Raw genomic sequence first — 16,875 nt, 5'->3', positions numbered from 1 at the left:
GCGCGTGATGTCGGAATTCGCCCGAACGGGCGCGTTTTCGCGTGGCGCTCGTCCGAGGGTCAGGCGGGGATACGGACGCCGAACTGGAACGATCCGACGGTGCTCATCGACTCGTAGCGGACGACGGCGCCGGGGTGCGGGGCGTGGAGCACCTGGCCGTTGCCGGCGTAGAGGCCCACGTGCGCGAGGTTGTTGAAGAAGACCAGGTCGCCGGGCTTGAGCTGGCTCATACCGATCTTCGGGCCGTCGTTCTGCTGCGTGTACGTGGTCCTGGTTATGCTCACGCCGGCCTGCGCGTACGACCACTGGGTGAGCCCGGAGCAGTCGTAGGAGTTGGGGCCGGTGCCGCCGGAGACGTACGCCTTGCCGAGCTGGGTGGCGGCGGCGTTCAGGGCGGCGGCGCCGCGCTGAGAGGCGGGGACCTCGTTGCCCAGGTCGACGCGGGCGCCGGCGGAGCGGCTCGCGCGGGCGTCGTCGGCGGCCATCTTCTGGCGCTCGGCGGCGGTGAGGGTGTTGAGGAGCTTCTGCGCGGCGCTGAGCTTGCTCTGGACCTGCTGCTTCTTCTTGCCGAGTTCCGTGCGGGTGTCGGCGAGGTCCTTGAGCTTGTCGGCGGCCTCCTGGCGCTCCTGCGCCAGCGAGCGCTGCTTCTCCTGGATCTTCTTCAGGCCCTCGACCTGCTGACCGCTGAGCTGGTCGAGCGTGGAGGCCTTGTCCAGGAAGTCGTCCGGGTCGGCGGAGAGGAAGAGCTGGACGGAGGGGTCGATGCCGCCGGAGCGGTACTGGGCACTGGCCATCGAACCGAGGCCGGAGCGCAGTGTGTTGAGCTCCTCCTGGCCGCGGGCGACCTTGTCCTGGAGGTCGCCGATCTCCTTCTCGAGCTTCTTCTGCTTCTCCTTGGCCCCGTTGTACTTGTCGGTGGCCTTCTCCGCCTCTTCGTAGAGCTTGTCGACCTTGGCCTTGACCTCGGTCTTGCTCGGCTTCGGCGCGGCCTGCGCGGCCTGCGAAGTGAGGGCCACGGCTGCGGCGGCGGTTGCGGTGAGCACGGTCACACGGGTGCGGCTCGGCTGCTTGGGTCGACGGTGGGACGCCACGAAGGCGAGCTCCTTCTTCCTCCAGCCGCCTACCGACACGCCGGTGGGCGGTGACCCTCTGCCGTCACTCCTGATGAGCGATCACCCGAGCGGAGGTTCGAGGCCAGACCTTAGTGACCTTCTTGTGATCAGTTCAAATCCTGACGGGAAAAAAGTCGGTCACCGAGCGCATTCTTTGCACTCAACTCACGTGCGGTAATGCTCGATTGACACTACGTTGCGTAAACGATCCGCCAATTCGGGCATCAGGCCCAGAGGTTACGTATGAGACCTACGTTGTCTATGTGGCGAAGTACCGGAACCTGCGGGGCGGATGGTCAGCCGCGCGAGAGGCGCTTCAGAAGCATCACGGAGGCGACGGGACGGGCCCCCGACTTGGCGACCCCGTCGGCCACCTCGCGGTCCGTGGAGACGACCACCACGGGCCGTCCGGACGGCTCGGCGCGCACCAGCTGACGGATCAGTTCGTCAGCCGTGATGCCCGCCTTCGAGAAGAGCACGCGCACCCCGCGCGGCGGCGCGAGCAGTACGGGAGCGGCGAGTTCGGCCCCGTCGAAGACACAGGTGACCTCGGCGCCGGTCTGCGCGGCGAGCTGGGAGAGCGACCCGAGCAGCCTGAGGCGCTGCTTCTCCAGCGGCATCGTCGGATAGCCGGTCTTCGTCACGTTGTAGCCGTCGACCACGAGATGGGCCTGCGGCAGGGCGAGCAGCTGGTCCAGGATGGCGGGGTCGTGCTCGGACAGGGCGCGGGCCGCGATGTCCTTGGGCGACATCCGCCCCGGCTCGACGGCGTCCACGGTCTCGGCGGGGCGCACGGACACGGGCGGCAGCGCCAGCTCACGGCGCAGACCCTGGGCGGACTCCAGGACGGTGTCGAGCAGCAGCCGTACGCGCATGTCCTCGACGCTGCGGCCCTCGCGCGCCGCCTTGCGCGAGGCCTCCAGCGCCGCCTCCGTCTCGCCGAGCCGGGCCTTGAGCCGCCGCGTCTCGCTGTCGGCCGCGGACAGCTGTGTCTGCATGTCGGCCCGTACGGCCTCGGTCTCGCCGTGGACCTTGCGCAGGGCCGCCTCGCCGCGCTTGACGTCACTGAGCGCGCTGCGCAGCTTGCGGTGGAGGGACTCGGCCTCCTTCTTCGCCGACTCCAGCTCCGCGCGCAGCCGTTCGGTCTCGGACCGGGTCTGATCGCGGACGGCCCCGACCTCGGCGCGCAGCCGCTCCAGCTCGGCCCGTGCCTCCTCGTCGGCGCGCTCGGCGTCGGCCCGCACGGCCTCCTCGCCGGCTGCCGCGACGAGCTTCACCCAGCCCGCGGGCCGCAGCACGTAGGCGGCGGCGGCCACGTCCAGGGGGTCGGCGGCCGGCGGCGGCGCCCCGGCGTCCAGGGCGTCGGAGAGCTCCGGCTGGGCGTCTCTGAGACGTTCGGCGATCCGCTGGCGGAAGAGCGTGTCGCCCTCCAGCGCGGTGGCCATCGCATTGCCGGCGAACTTGGCGCGCCGGGTCGGGGTGAAGCGCGCATACTGCCGCAGCTGGGGCGGCAGTTCGGCGACCGTCAGCCCGCCGAAGCCGTCCGAGACGATCTGCACGACCCGGCGCCGCACACCTTCGGGCAACGGCCGGTCGAGCACCTCAGCGGCGCCGTCCCCGGCCTCCCCGCCTGCGCTCTCCACCATCCGTCACCCCAATGTCCGAATTTTCTGGGGGTTCAGCTCCCTCTCAGGAGCCGGCACCCGGCCTGTCCACGAGTTCGACCTGATCCACCGCGTTGCACCAGCGGCAGCGGACCGACTCGATGGTCTCACTGACCACCTCGCGTTCCTCGACCTTCGGGTCACCAGCGAGGTCGAGGTGCACATATTCGACGACCTTCGACGAGCGGGTCACGTCGAAACGCGTCAGGTTGCCGCAGAGAGTGCAGCGCCAACGGGTCTCGGCGGTCGGCAGGGGAACCGTCATCGGGGCTGTCGCCTTCTTTCGGGGTCGTACGTTTTCCGTGGTGCGTGGTGCCCGTAACCCTACGGCCTGACGGGGACCCCCCGCGCGGGCGTCCACAGTGGGGAATCGCGGCAGGCCGCCTGGGCAGGTGTGCACCGTTACGTCATGATCTGCCACATGATCGATAATCGGGGTGTGACGGCGGGCAGGACGGTCGGATCGGCTGTCAGGAACCATCCGGCACCGGTGACGTACGGGCTGATCGCGCTGTGCTGCGTGGTGTTCCTGCTCTCCCCGTCGTCCGGGTTCAACCCCGTCTACGGCACGGGCGACCGGCTGCTCGCGGCGCAGAGCGACTACTTCGAGCGCTGGGGCGTGATCCCCGCCCAGCTGCTCACCGGCTCCCCGCGCGCGGCGCTCACCACGGTCTCGGCCCTCTTCGTCCACGGCAGCTATCTGCACCTGCTGGGCAACATGCTCTTCCTGTACGTCTTCGGCGCGATGGTCGAGGAACGTATGGGCCACTTCCCGTTCGCGCTCTTCTACCTGATCTCCGGCTGCGCGGCGCTGCTCGGCTACGCGATCGGGTACGCGGACTCCGAGCAGACCCTGGTGGGCGCCTCAGGGGCGATCTCCGCGGTGCTCGGGGCCTTGCTGTATCTCTTCCCCGCGGCGCGCGTGACGAGCCTGTTCCCGTTCCTGTTCTTCCTGCCGCTGCGGTTTCCGGCGTGGGTGGTGCTGCCGTTCTGGGCGGCGCTCCAGTGGGCGGCGGCACGGCAGGTCAGCCAGGGGCCCGGGGTGGCGTACCTGGCGCACCTGGTCGGGTTCTCGGTCGGGTTCCTCTACGCGTGGGTGCGTTACAGAGGAAAGGGAGGGGTGGGCGAAGCCCTTCTGAGCAAGGACGGTGGCGGGAGACGGGAGGGCTAAAGTGACAGGTGCCCCAACCACGGCCACCGAGGGAGACAGCCAGCCGTGATCACCGCGATCGTGCTCATCAAGACCAGCGTGGACCGGATCCCCGAGATCGCCGAGTCGATCGCCGCCCTGGACAGCGTCAGCGAGGTCTTCTCCGTGACCGGCACGTACGACCTGATCGCCATGGTGCGCGTCGCGCGCCACGACGACCTGGCGGACGTCATCCCCGGGAAGATCAGCAAGATCCCGGGCGTGGAGGCGACGGACACGCACGTCGCGTTCCGCACGTACTCGCAGCACGACCTGGAGGCGGCGTTCGCGATCGGGCTCGACTCCTGATCCCGTCCGCATGACGAACGAAGGCCGCCCCGAGGGGCGGCCTTCGTCATGTCCGGCGAGGTGGGCGGATCACACGGAGCGGATCACACAGAGGGGACGCAACGCCCGTCCTCCGTGCGGTAGTTCCACTGCGCGCCGTCGCGGACCAGCTCGGTGACGGCGCGGACGAAACGCTCGACGTGCTCGTCCGGGGTGCCGGCGCCGAAGCTGACACGGATCGCGTTGAGGGACTTCTCGCCGGGCGCGGCCTCGGGTGCCCCGCACTCGCCCTGCGACTGCGGGTCCGTGCCCAGCAGGGTGCGTACGAGGGGGTGGGCGCAGAAGAGGCCGTCGCGCACGCCGATGCCGTACTCGGCGGAGAGCGCGGCCGCGAAGTGCGAGCTGTTCCAGCCGTCGACGACGAACGAGATGACGCCGACGCGCGGAGCGTCGTCGCCGAACAGCGAGAGCACCTTCACCTCGGGCACGGCGCCGAGGCCGTCCCGGACCTTGCCGATCAGGTACTGCTCGCGGGCGACGAGCGAGTCGAAGCCCGCCTCGGTGAGCGCCTTGCAGGCGGAGGCGATGGAGTAGACGCCGATGACGTTCGGCGAACCGGCCTCGTGACGGGCCGCGCTGTCGTGCCACTCGACGTCCACACCGCCGTCTGCGCGCCGCGCGACCTTGCGCGAGGCGCCACCGCCGGCGAGGTAGGGCTCGGATCGCTGGAGCCAGTCGGCGCGGCCGGCGAGGACGCCGGAGCCGAAGGGCGCGTACAGCTTGTGCCCGGAGAAGGCGACCCAGTCGACGTCGAGGTCCTGGATGTCCACGGGGTGGTGCGGGGCGAGCTGCGCGGCATCGAGGACGATGCGGGCGCCGTGGGCGTGGGCCGCGGCGGCGAGTTCACGGACGGGCCACAGCTCGCCGGTGACGTTCGAGGCGCCGGTGACGCACACCAGGGCGGGCCCGTGGGGGTCGCGGCCGGCGAGGGCGCGCTCCAGGGTCTCGACGGCCTCGGCGGGCGTGCGCGGCGCGTTCAGGTACGTCACGCGGGCGTCGCGCCACGGCAGCAGCGAGGCGTGGTGCTCGGTCTCGAAGACGAAGACCTCGCAGTCGGCGGGAAGCACGGCCGCGAGCAGGTTGAGCGAGTCGGTGGTCGACCGCGTGAAGATCACCTGGTCGTCCGCGCGGCAGCCGAGGAACTCGGCGACCGTCGCGCGGGAGTTCTCGAAGAGGTCGGTCGACAGCTGCGAGAGGTATCCGGCACCGCGGTGCACGCTGCCGTAGTACGGCGCGTAGGCCGCCACGTCGTCCCAGACCCGCTGGAGCGCCGGGGCGCTGGCCGCGTAGTCGAGGGCCGCGTAGGTGACCTCGCCCCCGGTGACGAGCGGAACGGTGACATCCCGGCCCAGAACCGGCAGGGACCCGGAGATTTCACGACAAAGCGACTGGTCGGCGGCAGCGGTGGGGACAGACATGGCGAACTCCCGTGAGAGGCAAGCGAATTGACCGCACCGGAGCCGATGGCTCGACGGCGCAGCTGAAAAGGAAAAGGGTGTGCGGAGGTGGGGCGGAGATGCCCTATCGCATTCGCTTGCTCACGAGACTGCTCCCTTGAGGACCAGGACCCCAGGGTGTGCAGGGGTCCGCGCTTGCAGCGCACCTTGCTGTGCACTGCCTGGTCTTCACCCGGGGCACCCCGCCACGGACGGAGGGTTGCCGGACAGCGAGCCGGGGCCTAATCGCTGTCACTCATGACCTGCCGTGAAGTATGCCAGCTGATCGCTTCATCGCAACAGCGTGTCCGCATCCCGGACGCAGCGTGGTGGGGAGGCACCGGCCGGCACCTCCCCACCACGTCCGTGCCGCGCGCCTACGCGTTGCTGGCCGCCACCCAGCGCTCCAGCGTCCGCTTCGCCGAGCCCGAGTCGATCGACTCCGCGGCGCGGGCCATGCCGGCCCGCAGCTGCTCGGTCAGCGGGCCCTCGCCCGGCGTGAGAGCGACGAGCGCCGCCGCCGAGTTGAGGAGGACCGCGTCCCTTACCGGACCCTCCTCACCGTCCAGGAGGCGGCGGGCGACGTCCGCGTTGTACGACGCGTCCGCACCCCGCAGCGCGGACACCGGCACCAGGTCGATGCCGACGTCCCGCGGGTCGAAGGCCTCCTCGCGCACGGCGCCGTCCCGGACCACCCAGATCCGCGAGGTGGCCGTCGTCGTCAGCTCGTCCAGGCCGTCGTCGCCGCGGAAGACGAGGGAGGAGTGGCCGCGCTCCGCGAAGACGCCCGCCACGATGGGGGCCATCCGCGCGTCGGCGACACCGACGGCCTGGGCCCGCACCTTGGCCGGGTTGGTCAGCGGGCCGAGGAAGTTGAACGTCGTCCGGATGCCCAGCTGGCCGCGCGCGGCCGCCACGTACCGCAGCGCCGGGTGGAACTTCACGGCGAAGCAGAACGTGATCCCGGCCTCGTCCGCGACCTCGGCCACGCGCTTCGGCGTCAGCTCCAGGTTCACGCCGAGCTTCTCCAGGACGTCCGAGGCGCCGGACGCCGACGAGGCGGCGCGGTTGCCGTGCTTGACGACCTTGGCGCCCGCGCCGGCGATGACGATCGCGGACATCGTGGAGATGTTGACCGTCTTGGCGCCGTCGCCGCCCGTGCCGACGATGTCGACCGTGTCGCCCGGGACCTCGATCACGTTCGCGTGCTCGTACATCGCCCGTACGAGACCGGAGATCTCCTCCACGGTCTCGCCCTTGGCCCGCAGCGCCACCGCGAACCCGGCGATCTGCGCGTCGGTGGCCTCGCCGCGCATGATGCGGTCCATCGCCCAGGCGGTGTCGTCCGCGCTCTGGTCACGCCCGTCGAGCAGGCCGTTCAGTACCGAGGGCCAGGAACGGCCCGCCGCGGTATTGCCTCCTGCGGGGGTCACAGCATTCATCTGCCGCTCCTGGTTTTCAGTGTGTAAGGGAACAAGGCCACCCTATCCACCCCTGGGAGCGGCAAAGAGCCCCGTCCAGTGCCTGGACGGGGCTCTCACCGTGGCGACCATGGGGGTCGGATCAGGTGATCAGTGGTGGCCGTGGCCGCTGGTGATCTCCTTGTACTCCTCGACAGTCGGCTTGGGGATCTGGCTCTCCTCGCCGTACATCCCCTCGGAGAGCCTGGCCCGCAGCTTCTGCGTACCGGACACCTTGCGCTCCACACCGTTCTCGTCGACCGCCGGGCCGACCTCGAGCGGCGCGTACTGCTCGTGCGCGGTGAGGGTGTGCAGGGCCTCGGGCCCGAGCGGCTCGTGGACCTCGATGAACTCACCGTGCGGCAGGCGCTTGATGAGGCCGGACTCGCGTCCGTGCAGCACCTTTTCCTTGTCACGGCGCTGGAGGCCGAGGCAGATCCGCTTGGTGACGATGAAGGCCAGCACGGGCACGACGAAGAACCCGATGCGCACGAACCAGGTGATCGCGTTGATCGACAGGTGGAAGTGCGTGGCCCAGAGGTCGTTACCACCACCGAGGAGCAGGACGAAGTACCAGCTGATCCAGGCGGCACCGAACGCGGTCCGGGTCGGGACGTTGCGCGGGCGGTCCAGGATGTGGTGCTCGCGCTTGTCGCCGGTGATCCAGGACTCGATGAACGGGTAGACCGCGATCACCACCAGGACCAGCGGGAAGATCATCAGCGGGATGAACACACCCAGGACGAGCGTGTGACCCCAGAGGTTGATCTCCCAGCCCGGCATGAAGCGGATCAGGCCTTCGGAGAAGCCCATGTACCAGTCGGGCTGCGCGCCGGTGGAGACCTGGTCGACCCGGTACGGGCCCATGGCCCAGATCGGGTTGACCGACGCGATCGCGGCGACGACCGCGATGACACCGAAGACCAGGAAGAAGAAGCCACCCGCCTTGGCCATGTAGACCGGGAGCAGCGGCATGCCGACGACGTTCTTGTTCGTCTTTCCGGGGCCCGCGAACTGCGTGTGCTTGTGGTAGAAGACCAGGATCAGGTGAGCGACCACGAGACCGAGCATGATGCCCGGCAGCAGCAGGATGTGGACCGAGTAGAACCGCGCGACGAAGTCGCCGCCCGGGAACTCGCCGCCGAAGAGGAAGAACGACAGGTACGTGCCGACGATCGGCACGGACAGGACCGCGCCCTCCATGAAGCGGACACCGGTGCCGGAGAGCAGGTCGTCCGGCAGCGAGTAACCGGTGAATCCGGTGAACATGCCGAGGACGAACAGCAGGAAGCCGAACACCCAGTTGACCTCACGCGGCTTGCGGAACGCACCCGTGAAGAACACGCGCATCATGTGCACGAACATGCCGGCGAGGAAGATCAGTGCCGCCCAGTGGTGGATCTGCCGGATCAGCAGACCACCGCGCACCTCGAAGGAGATGTGCATGGTCGAGTTGAACGCCTCGGACATCAGCTGTCCCTGCAGCGGGACGTAGCTGCCGTGGTACTCCACCTCGTTCATCGACGGGTGGAAGAACAGCGTCAGGTACACACCCGTGAGGATGATGATGATGAAGCTGTAGAGGCAGATCTCACCGAGCATGAAGGACCAGTGGTCCGGGAAGATCTTGCGCATGTTGGCCTTGGCCAGGGAGTAGATCCCGAGCCGGCCGTCCGCCCAGTCGGCCACCCGCTCACCGGCGGGCGCCTTCTCGCGCGAGGACGCGTCGTTGGTCGTCGAAGTGCTCATCCGCGCTCCCAGAAAGCAGGACCGACGGGCTCTGCGAAGTCGCCGAGCGCCTGCAGGTAACCCTCGCCGTTCACGCCGATACGCAGCTGCGGGAGCGCGTGGCCGGCGGGACCGAAGATGACGCGGGCGCCGTCGGAGAGGTCGAAGGTGGACTGGTGACAGGGGCAGAGCACGTGGTGCGTCTGCTGCTCGTACAGGGAGATCGGGCAGCCCACGTGGGTGCAGACCTTCGAGTACGCGACGACACCCTCGTGGCCCCACGCGAGCTCTTGCTTGTCCTTGATCTCGTCCGGCTGGATCCGGACCAGCATCAGGGCGGCCTTGCCCATGACCTGCTGGAAGTCCTCGTCGTGCTCCTCCACGCCCTCGGGCTTGGCGAAGGTGAGCGAGCCGACCACGATGTCCGAAGGACGCAGCGGCTCGTTCGTGTTCATGTTGACGAGGAGCTTGCCCTTCTTCCACGCGGTGTGCCGGAGCTTGTCCTCCGGCAGCGGACCGAGGTCGCGGAGAAGGACGATGCCGGAGAGCGGGACCATCGCGACCGCGCCGAAGAGCGTGTTGCGGATCAGCTTGCGCCGGCCGAACTGCGACTCCTTGGCGCCCTGCTTGAAGTCCGCCAGGACCTTCGCCTTGACCTCGGGCTCGGCCGAGATCGCGTGACGGTCGTCGGCGACCTCCACGTCGGACATCAGGGTGCGGGCCCAGTGGACCGCGCCCGCGCCGATGCAGAACAGCGCCAGGCCGAGGGTCATACCGAGCGCGAAGTTCAGCGCGCTGATGTGCCCGATCGGCCAGATGAAGACGCTCTTGTCGGCCTTGATCGTCACGAACGCGGCGATGAAGGCGACAGTGGAGAGCATCGACAGCATGAACAGGAAGGCGACCACGCGCTCGGAGCGCTTGGCGGCCCGCTCGTCGATGTCCTGGATCCGGTGCTCGTGGGGCGGCAGCCCCGGATCGGCGAAGGGGTCTTCCTTCACCGCGACCGAGCCGTGCGGCTGGTCGGCGTCCTGCGCGCTGGGCAGGTTCTCTTCTGGAATCTCTTGACTACTCATGACTTCTTGGCCTTTGCGGTCCGAGCGGCGACCCAGACGGCGACGGCGACCAGGGCGCCGAGACCGAAGACCCAGGCGAACAGGCCTTCAGTGAACGGGCCGAGCCCGCCCAGCGTCAGCCCGCCGGGGCTCTCGGTCTCGTTGCCGTTGACCGCGTTGATGTACGCGATGATGTCCTTCTTGCTCTTCTCCGGCATCGTGGTGTCGGGGAAGGACGGCATGTTCTGCGGGCCCGTCTGCATGGCCTCGTAGATGTGCTTCGGGCTCACGTCCTCCAGGTTCGGCGCGAACTTGCCGTGTGTCAGCGCGCCGCCCTCACCGGTGAAGTTGTGGCACTGCGCGCAGTTGGTACGGAACAGCTCGCCACCGTTGGCGATGTCCGCACCCTCAGGGCTGACCTGGTTCTTCGTCGGGACGGTCGGACCGGCACCGAGCGAGGCGACGTACGCCGCGAGCTGGTCGATCTCGGCCTGCGAGTAGATGACCTTCTTCTTCGGGATCTGCGCGCCGGGCTGCTGCGCGGGCATGCGCCCGGTGCCGACCTGGAAGTCGACGGCCGCGGCGCCCACGCCAGTCAGCGGCGGACCGTCACTGGATCCCTGACCGCCGGTGCCGTGGCAGCTGGCGCAGCCCACGGCGTAGAGCTTCTTGCCCTCGTCAATGGCGAGGGACTGGGCGGTTTCGTCGGCCTGCGCCTTGCTCGCGGGTGCGAACGCGGCGTACAGCCCCCCGGTGACCGCCAGCGCGAGGAGTAGGACGACGACCGCCGCCAGCGGATGGCGTCGTCGTGCGGAGAGCTTTTTCACGGATTACCCCGGTGTCAGGATCTTCTGCGTCGGTGCTTACTGGACGAGTCGGTACGTCGGGATCGACGTAGCGGCTACTTGATCAAGTAGATCGTGGCGAAAAGGCCGATCCAGACGACATCGACGAAGTGCCAGTAATAGGACACGACGATGGCCGCGGTCGCCTGCTCATGGGTGAACTTGCTGGCCGCGTAGGTGCGGCCGAGGACGAACAGGAAGGCGATGAGGCCGCCTGTCACGTGCAGTCCATGGAAGCCAGTCGTCAGGTAGAACACGGAGCCGTACGGGTCGGAGGACAGCGAGAGACCGTCCTTCTTGACCAGCTCGGTGTACTCGAAGATCTGACCGCCGATGAAGATCGCACCCATGATGAAGGTGACGATGAACCATGTCCTGAGCTTCTTCACATCCCCGCGCTCGGCGGCGAAGACGCCGAGCTGGCAGGTCAGTGAGGAGAGCACCAGGATCGTGGTGTTCGTCGCTGAGAACGGAACGTTCAGCGACTCGGCCATTTCCTTCCAGTGATCTGGTCCGGTCACCGATCGCAGGGTGAAGTACATCGCGAAGAGGGCCGCGAAGAACATCAGCTCGGAACTCAGCCAGATGATGGTTCCGACGCTGGTGAGGTTCGGCCGATTGACCGACGGGTGCGCGTGCCCGGTTTCTACTGTCGTTGCTGTCGCCACGACCGACATTATGTCGGTCGCTTATCTCGCGCTCACTCCGGGGGGTGCCGTTCGGAGTGTCTGTGGGGTGTGTCCAGCCCGTATGGCCCATCAGGGCAGCGTCCGAACCGGTGTTGACGGGGTGTCGGGAGGAGTAGGCTCCGCGCAACGCTTCCCCACCTTGATGAGTCAAAGACGCCGAAGTCTCGGAGGAACGATGCAGTCGACCGCGACGGTCCTGGTCTACAGCGACAACGCAAGCACCCGCGAACAGGTCCGCCTCGCGACCGGGCGCAGGCCCGCCGCCGATGCCCCAGAAGTCGAGTTCGTCGAGTGCGCCACGCTCCCGGCGGTCCTCAAGGAGCTGGACCGCGGCGGCATCGACGTCTGCGTCCTGGACGGCGAGGCCGTTCCCGCGGGCGGCATGGGCGTCTGCCGGCAGATCAAGGACGAGATCTTCCACTGCCCGCCGGTCCTGCTCCTGATGGGCCGCCCGCAGGACGCCTGGCTGGCCACCTGGAGCCGCGCCGAGGCCGCGGTGACCCTGCCGGTCGACCCGGTCGAGTTCGCGGGCGCACTGGCCTCCCTGCTGCGCTCCCGGCGCGCCGTGGAGGCGTAGGGCGCTCAGGTACGCCGACACGGCGGCTCGCAGCGCTGCTGCGGGCCGCCGTGTGTGTTCCGGAGTCAGAAGTCTCACACCTCGGGACTCAGCCGGGCCGTCTGGACGGCGTTGCGGCCGTCGCCCGTGGCGACCGCCTGTACGGCGCTGCCCTTCTCCCACTTCTGCCAGCTGAGGTTCCAGTCGCCGAAGCCGTTGCCGAACGGGTCCATCTGGGCGCCGTTGCTGTTGACGACCTTCACGACGTCGCCGGTGCGGACGGTGTTGAAGAACCACTCGGCGTTGCTCATGCTCATGCCGGTGCAGCCGTGGCTGACGTTGGCGTACCCCTGCGAGCCCTGGGACCAGGGCGCGGCGTGCACGTATTCACCGCTCCAGGTCACCCGGGTCGCCCAGTACACGGGCATGTCGTACGACTCTGACGAACCCGCGGCGATGCCGATGCTGGTGCTGCGCATGCGTACGAAGCGTTCCTTGCCGAGTACGACCTTGACGCCGTTGCGGGTCTCGAAGCCGGGCTTGCCGGTGGTGACGGGGATGGTGTTGATCACTCGACCGTTGCGGTACACGGTCATCTGGTGCGAGCTGGCGTCGGTTATGGCCTCTATTCGGTCGCCGATGGTGAGGCGAAGCGACTTGGACGCGCCGCCCCAGAGGCGGTCACCGACCTTGATGCCGTCGAGGTTGCTGTGCGCCTCCACGGTGGCGCCTGCGGGCCAGTACTCCTGCGGGCGGTAGTGCAGCGTCTTGTCGTCCACCCAGGTCCAGGAACCCGACACGGCGGGCTGTGACTCGACCTTCAGGGACCGCTCCACGACGGCCCGTGCGGCCTTGTCCTTGACGGGGGCGCTGAGTTCGGCCGTGACCGGCTGTCCGACGCCGTACTTGCCGGCCTCGGGGCCGAAGGTGACCTTCAGGGCCTTCTTCTTGTCCGGGTGGGCCGTGTCGAAGGTGAGCACCTTTCGGCCCTGCGCGCCGTCTTCGTCCTCGGTGCTCACCTGCACCGTGTAGTGAGCGTCGGCGGCGAGCGGGGCCGTGCTGTGCCACCTGCTTCCGTCGGCGGACAGTTCGCCCACTACATAGCGGCCTATCGCATCGGTGGCCGTGACGTCGGTGATGCGTGCGTCGTCCTCCGAGGTGACTTCTATGGGCTTGTCCGGGTCGACTTTCTTGCCCCCGGACGGGGCGCTGAAGCTGATCTCGCCCGCCGCGTCGTACGGCTTGGCGGTGAGCGGGTGACTGGAGCTGCCGCAGGCCGTGGCGCTCGCACCGAGTGCGGCCACCAGCAGAGTGCAGCTCATTACCGTGCGAATTCTCGGTGAGTTGTTCATGAGACTCACGGTATGAACCATCACCGCTTCCGGCGCGCCGATTGGGCCGTCCGTGGCGCGGCCCGTACGGGACACGGGAAAGGGCCCGGACACTCCGTCAGGAATGTCCGGGCCCCTTCGGCGTCGGCCGGGCCCTACTGGGTCCGGTTCTCGCCGCGGTAGTACTCGAAGACCCAGCCCCACAGGCCGATCATGATGACCGGAGCCGAGAAGTACAGCAGCCACCAGCCGAAGACGACGCCCATGAAGCCGAGCGCACCACCGATGGCCAGCGCGAGCGGCTGCCAGCTGTGCGGGCTGAAGAAGCCCACCTCACCGGCGTCGTCCGCGACCTCGGCCTCCTTGTTGTCCTGCGCACCGGTGTCGAGCCGCCGGGCCGTGAAGGCCAGGTAGTAGCCGACCATGATGCACAGGCCGAAGGCCAGGAAGAGCGCCGTGGTTCCGGCGGGCTCCTTCGACCACACGCCGTAGACGATCGCCATGGCGAGCACGAAGACGCTCAGCCAGATGAACATCTTGCCTTGGACCTTCACTTGCCGGCCTCCTTGCCACCAGAGAGAGCCTTGTCCCCGTGGCCGCCGTTCTGGAGCTGGTCCATCGCGGCGATCTCCGGGTGGTGCAGGTCGAACGCCGGCGATTCACTGCGAATGCGCGGCAAGGTGAGGAAGTTGTGCCGCGGCGGCGGGCAGGACGTCGCCCATTCGAGCGAACGGCCGTAGCCCCACGGGTCGTCGACCTCGACCTTCTTGCCGTACTTGGCGGTCTTCCACACGTTGTAGAAGAACGGCAGGATCGACAGACCGAGCAGGAACGAGGAGATCGTCGAGATCGTGTTCAGCGCGGTGAAGCCGTCGGCCGCGAGGTAGTCCGCGTAACGACGCGGCATGCCCTCGACGCCCAGCCAGTGCTGCACCAGGAACGTGCCGTGGAAGCCGATGAACAGCGTCCAGAACGTGATCTTGCCGAGCCGCTCGTCGAGCATCTTGCCCGTGAACTTCGGCCACCAGAAGTGGAATCCGGCGAACATCGCGAAGACCACGGTGCCGAAGACGACGTAGTGGAAGTGCGCGACGACGAAGTACGAGTCCGAGACGTGGAAGTCCAGCGGCGGGGCCGCCAGGATGACGCCGGTCAGACCACCGAAGACGAAGGTGATCAGGAAGCCGATCGTCCAGAGCATCGGTGTCTCGAAGGACAGTGAGCCCTTCCACATCGTGCCGATCCAGTTGAAGAACTTCACACCTGTTGGTACGGCGATGAGGAACGTCATGAAGGAGAAGAACGGCAACAGCACGCCACCGGTGACGTACATGTGGTGCGCCCACACGGTCACGGAGAGACCCGCGATCGCGATGGTCGCGCCGATCAGGCCCGAGTAGCCGAACATCGGCTTTCTCGAGAACACTGGGATCACTTCGGAAATGATTCCGAAGAATGGCAACGCGATGATGTACACCTCTGGGTGTCCGAAGAACCAGAAGAGGTGTTGCCATAGCAACGCGCCGCCATTACTGGCGTCGAACACATGGGCACCGAACTTGCGGTCCGCCTCCAGGGCGAACAGCGCGGCGGCCAGGACCGGGAAGGCCAGCAGGACCAGCACACCGGTCAGCAGCACGTTCCACACGAAGATCGGCATACGGAACATCGTCATGCCGGGAGCGCGCATGCAGATGATCGTGGTGATGAAGTTGACCGAGCCGAGGATCGTGCCGAAGCCGGAGAAGGCCAGACCCATGATCCACATGTCGGCGCCGATGCCCGGCGAGCGGACGGCGTCCGAGAGCGGGCTGTAGGCGAACCAGCCGAAGTCGGCCGCACCCTGCGGGGTGAGGAAGCCGCCGACCGCGATGAGCGAGCCGAAGAGGTACAGCCAGTACGCGAACATGTTCAGCCGCGGGAACGCCACGTCGGGCGCGCCGATCTGCAGCGGCATGATCCAGTTCGCGAATCCGGCGAACAGCGGCGTCGCGAACATCAGCAGCATGATCGTGCCGTGCATCGTGAACGCCTGGTTGAACTGCTCGTTCGACATGATCTGGTTGCCGGGACGAGCGAGTTCGGCGCGCATGAAGAGCGCCATGATTCCGCCGATGCAGAAGAACGCGAACGACGTGACCAGGTAGAGCGTGCCGATCGTCTTGTGGTCAGTGGTGGTCAGCCACTTGACGACGACATTCCCCGGCTGCTTGCGCCTGACCGGCAGCTCGTTCTCGTACGAGTCGTCAGCTGCGGCGGCACCCTGAGGTTCGTTGAGGATGCTCACAGGTTGTTCGTCTCCCGGTTCTTCTCGTGGCTCGTCTGCGCGATGCCGGACGGGATGTAACCGGTCTGCCCCTTCTTCACGAGGTCCTTGAGGTGCTGCTGGTAGCGCTCAGGAGAGACGACCTTCACGTTGAACAGCATGCGCGAGTGGTCGACGCCGCAGAGCTCGGCGCACTTGCCCAGGAAGGTGCCTTCCCGGTTGGGAGTCACCTCGAAGGCGTTGGTGTGGCCAGGAATGACGTCCTGCTTCATCAGGAACGGCACCACCCAGAAGTCATGGATGACGTCGCGCGAGGTGAGGACGAACCTGACCTTCTCGCCCTTGGGGAGCCAGAGGGTGGGGCCGGGGTTCTTCGTCTGCGGGTTCACGGAGGCAGGCGTACCGGCCTCGTAGACGCCGCCGGCGTTCGCCGGGAAGTCCTCGATGAAGCGGTCCGGAATGCCGGCCAGTTCCTTCGAGGTCTTCGCGTCACCCGTGGAGCCGGGCACGTTCTCGACGTAGTTGAAGCCCCAGCTCCACTGGTAGCCGACCACGTTGATGGTGTGGGCCGGCTTGTCGTCGAGGCTGAGGAGCTTCGTCTCGTCTCGCGCCGTGAAGTAGAAGAGGACCGAGACGATGATGAGCGGTACCACCGTGTACAGCGCCTCTAGCGGCATGTTGTACCGCGTCTGCGTAGGTACCTCGATCTTGGTGCGGCTGCGCCGGTGGAAGATGATGCTCCACAGGATCAGGCCCCAGACAAGGACACCCGTGGCGAGCGCTGCCGCCCACGAGCCCTGCCAGAGGGAGAGGATCCTGGGACCTTCTTCCGTAACCGGGGTCGGCATACCAAGACGAGGAAAGTCCTTGTATGTGCAACCAGTAGCGGTTACCAGGATCAGGCCCGCAGTCAGCACCTGCGGCAGCTTCCGCCGCATCGGGCGCCGCGACGAGCGGTCGGAGCCGTTGGGACTCACGTAGCGCCTTCCCGAGAGTCTCGCCCGCGCTGGTTGGCTACGGCCGTCTCGCTGGTCGCTCGCCGCCCTGGCACACGGGCAGGGGTTTGGATGTTTATGCGGACCAAACCCTACTGGACGCTATTTGGGGTCGCGCGGGGAGGGTGCCTAACGCGCCGCGGGTCACTCAGAAGGGGTGGAACTTGCTGTTCCGGGGGGATCTGACGGGGGGTCGGGGGG

At 67.6% G+C, this 16,875-nt stretch carries 16 protein-coding genes and 1 riboswitch; of the genes, 3 read left to right on the top strand and 13 right to left on the bottom strand.

Annotation, left to right across the window (positions count from 1 at the left end):
* Positions 1–59 precede the first annotated feature (59 nt).
* From ACIPWY_RS09090 to ACIPWY_RS09080, 3 genes are all read right to left on the bottom strand, one after another.
* Positions 60–1,091 carry an NlpC/P60 family protein gene (locus tag ACIPWY_RS09090; protein ID WP_362899983.1) on the bottom strand — a complete coding sequence of 344 codons (1,032 nt, stop codon included), beginning with the start codon at positions 1,089–1,091 and terminating at the stop codon, positions 60–62.
* A gap of 317 nt (positions 1,092–1,408) precedes the next feature.
* On the bottom strand, positions 1,409–2,758 hold the full coding sequence (locus ACIPWY_RS09085; RefSeq protein WP_362899982.1) for an NYN domain-containing protein: 1,350 nt from the start codon (positions 2,756–2,758) through the stop codon (positions 1,409–1,411).
* Positions 2,759–2,801: 43 nt separating this feature from the next.
* Positions 2,802–3,041: a hypothetical protein gene (locus ACIPWY_RS09080; protein ID WP_100592168.1), complete on the bottom strand. Its 240-nt coding sequence runs from the start codon at positions 3,039–3,041 to the stop codon at positions 2,802–2,804.
* A 156-nt stretch (positions 3,042–3,197) separates the two neighbouring features.
* Between ACIPWY_RS09080 and ACIPWY_RS09075 the strand changes: the two genes are divergently transcribed.
* Complete coding sequence (locus ACIPWY_RS09075) at positions 3,198–3,947, top strand: rhomboid family intramembrane serine protease (protein WP_393698433.1); 750 nt, start codon at positions 3,198–3,200, stop codon at positions 3,945–3,947.
* A 45-nt stretch (positions 3,948–3,992) separates the two neighbouring features.
* Positions 3,993–4,274, top strand: coding sequence for an Lrp/AsnC family transcriptional regulator (locus tag ACIPWY_RS09070; protein ID WP_100592167.1), 282 nt, complete (start codon positions 3,993–3,995; stop codon positions 4,272–4,274).
* An 83-nt stretch (positions 4,275–4,357) separates the two neighbouring features.
* Here ACIPWY_RS09070 and ACIPWY_RS09065 read toward each other — a convergent pair whose 3' ends face one another.
* From ACIPWY_RS09065 to ACIPWY_RS09040, 6 genes are all read right to left on the bottom strand, one after another.
* A complete protein-coding gene (locus tag ACIPWY_RS09065) occupies positions 4,358–5,731 on the bottom strand; it encodes an aminotransferase class V-fold PLP-dependent enzyme (protein ID WP_362899978.1) in 1,374 nt (457 codons plus the stop codon).
* Between the two features lie 165 nt (positions 5,732–5,896).
* Positions 5,897–6,013, bottom strand: a riboswitch (SAM riboswitch).
* A 113-nt stretch (positions 6,014–6,126) separates the two neighbouring features.
* Positions 6,127–7,191, bottom strand: coding sequence for an anthranilate phosphoribosyltransferase (gene trpD / locus ACIPWY_RS09060; protein ID WP_393698430.1), 1,065 nt, complete (start codon positions 7,189–7,191; stop codon positions 6,127–6,129).
* Between the two features lie 129 nt (positions 7,192–7,320).
* The gene (locus tag ACIPWY_RS09055) at positions 7,321–8,958 is read right to left on the bottom strand and encodes a cytochrome bc complex cytochrome b subunit (protein ID WP_362899974.1); all 1,638 of its coding nucleotides are present in this window, start codon (positions 8,956–8,958) and stop codon (positions 7,321–7,323) included.
* A complete protein-coding gene (locus ACIPWY_RS09050; RefSeq protein WP_362899972.1) occupies positions 8,955–10,013 on the bottom strand; it encodes a Rieske 2Fe-2S domain-containing protein in 1,059 nt (352 codons plus the stop codon). The genes ACIPWY_RS09055 and ACIPWY_RS09050 overlap by 4 nt, the downstream gene beginning before the upstream one ends.
* On the bottom strand, positions 10,010–10,819 hold the full coding sequence (locus tag ACIPWY_RS09045) for a c-type cytochrome (protein ID WP_362899970.1): 810 nt from the start codon (positions 10,817–10,819) through the stop codon (positions 10,010–10,012). Before ACIPWY_RS09045 ends, ACIPWY_RS09050 begins: the two co-directional genes overlap by 4 nt.
* 74 nt (positions 10,820–10,893) lie before the next feature.
* A complete protein-coding gene (locus tag ACIPWY_RS09040) occupies positions 10,894–11,514 on the bottom strand; it encodes a heme-copper oxidase subunit III (RefSeq protein ID WP_362899968.1) in 621 nt (206 codons plus the stop codon).
* Positions 11,515–11,701: 187 nt separating this feature from the next.
* On the opposite strand from ACIPWY_RS09040, the gene ACIPWY_RS09035 reads away from it, so the two are divergent.
* Complete coding sequence (locus ACIPWY_RS09035) at positions 11,702–12,103, top strand: hypothetical protein (RefSeq protein WP_116502521.1); 402 nt, start codon at positions 11,702–11,704, stop codon at positions 12,101–12,103.
* Between the two features lie 74 nt (positions 12,104–12,177).
* Here the strand turns inward: ACIPWY_RS09035 and ACIPWY_RS09030 are convergent, their stop codons facing one another.
* The 4 genes from ACIPWY_RS09030 to coxB form a co-directional block, all read right to left on the bottom strand.
* Positions 12,178–13,434: an Ig-like domain-containing protein gene (locus ACIPWY_RS09030; protein WP_362899966.1), complete on the bottom strand. Its 1,257-nt coding sequence runs from the start codon at positions 13,432–13,434 to the stop codon at positions 12,178–12,180.
* A gap of 134 nt (positions 13,435–13,568) precedes the next feature.
* A complete protein-coding gene (locus ACIPWY_RS09025) occupies positions 13,569–13,967 on the bottom strand; it encodes a cytochrome c oxidase subunit 4 (RefSeq protein ID WP_362899964.1) in 399 nt (132 codons plus the stop codon).
* Complete coding sequence (gene ctaD, locus ACIPWY_RS09020; protein ID WP_362899962.1) at positions 13,964–15,700, bottom strand: cytochrome c oxidase subunit I; 1,737 nt, start codon at positions 15,698–15,700, stop codon at positions 13,964–13,966. Before ctaD ends, ACIPWY_RS09025 begins: the two co-directional genes overlap by 4 nt.
* Positions 15,697–16,656, bottom strand: coding sequence for a cytochrome c oxidase subunit II (coxB, locus tag ACIPWY_RS09015; protein ID WP_362899960.1), 960 nt, complete (start codon positions 16,654–16,656; stop codon positions 15,697–15,699). Before coxB ends, ctaD begins: the two co-directional genes overlap by 4 nt.
* Positions 16,657–16,875 lie beyond the last annotated feature (219 nt).

The sequence above is a fragment of the Streptomyces sp. NPDC090032 genome, from assembly GCF_044748025.1.
In the GTDB taxonomy this organism is placed as follows: Bacteria; Actinomycetota; Actinomycetes; order Streptomycetales; family Streptomycetaceae; genus Streptomyces.
Note: the sequence above shows the minus strand (reverse complement) of the source record. Positions and strands in the feature narration are given on the sequence as shown.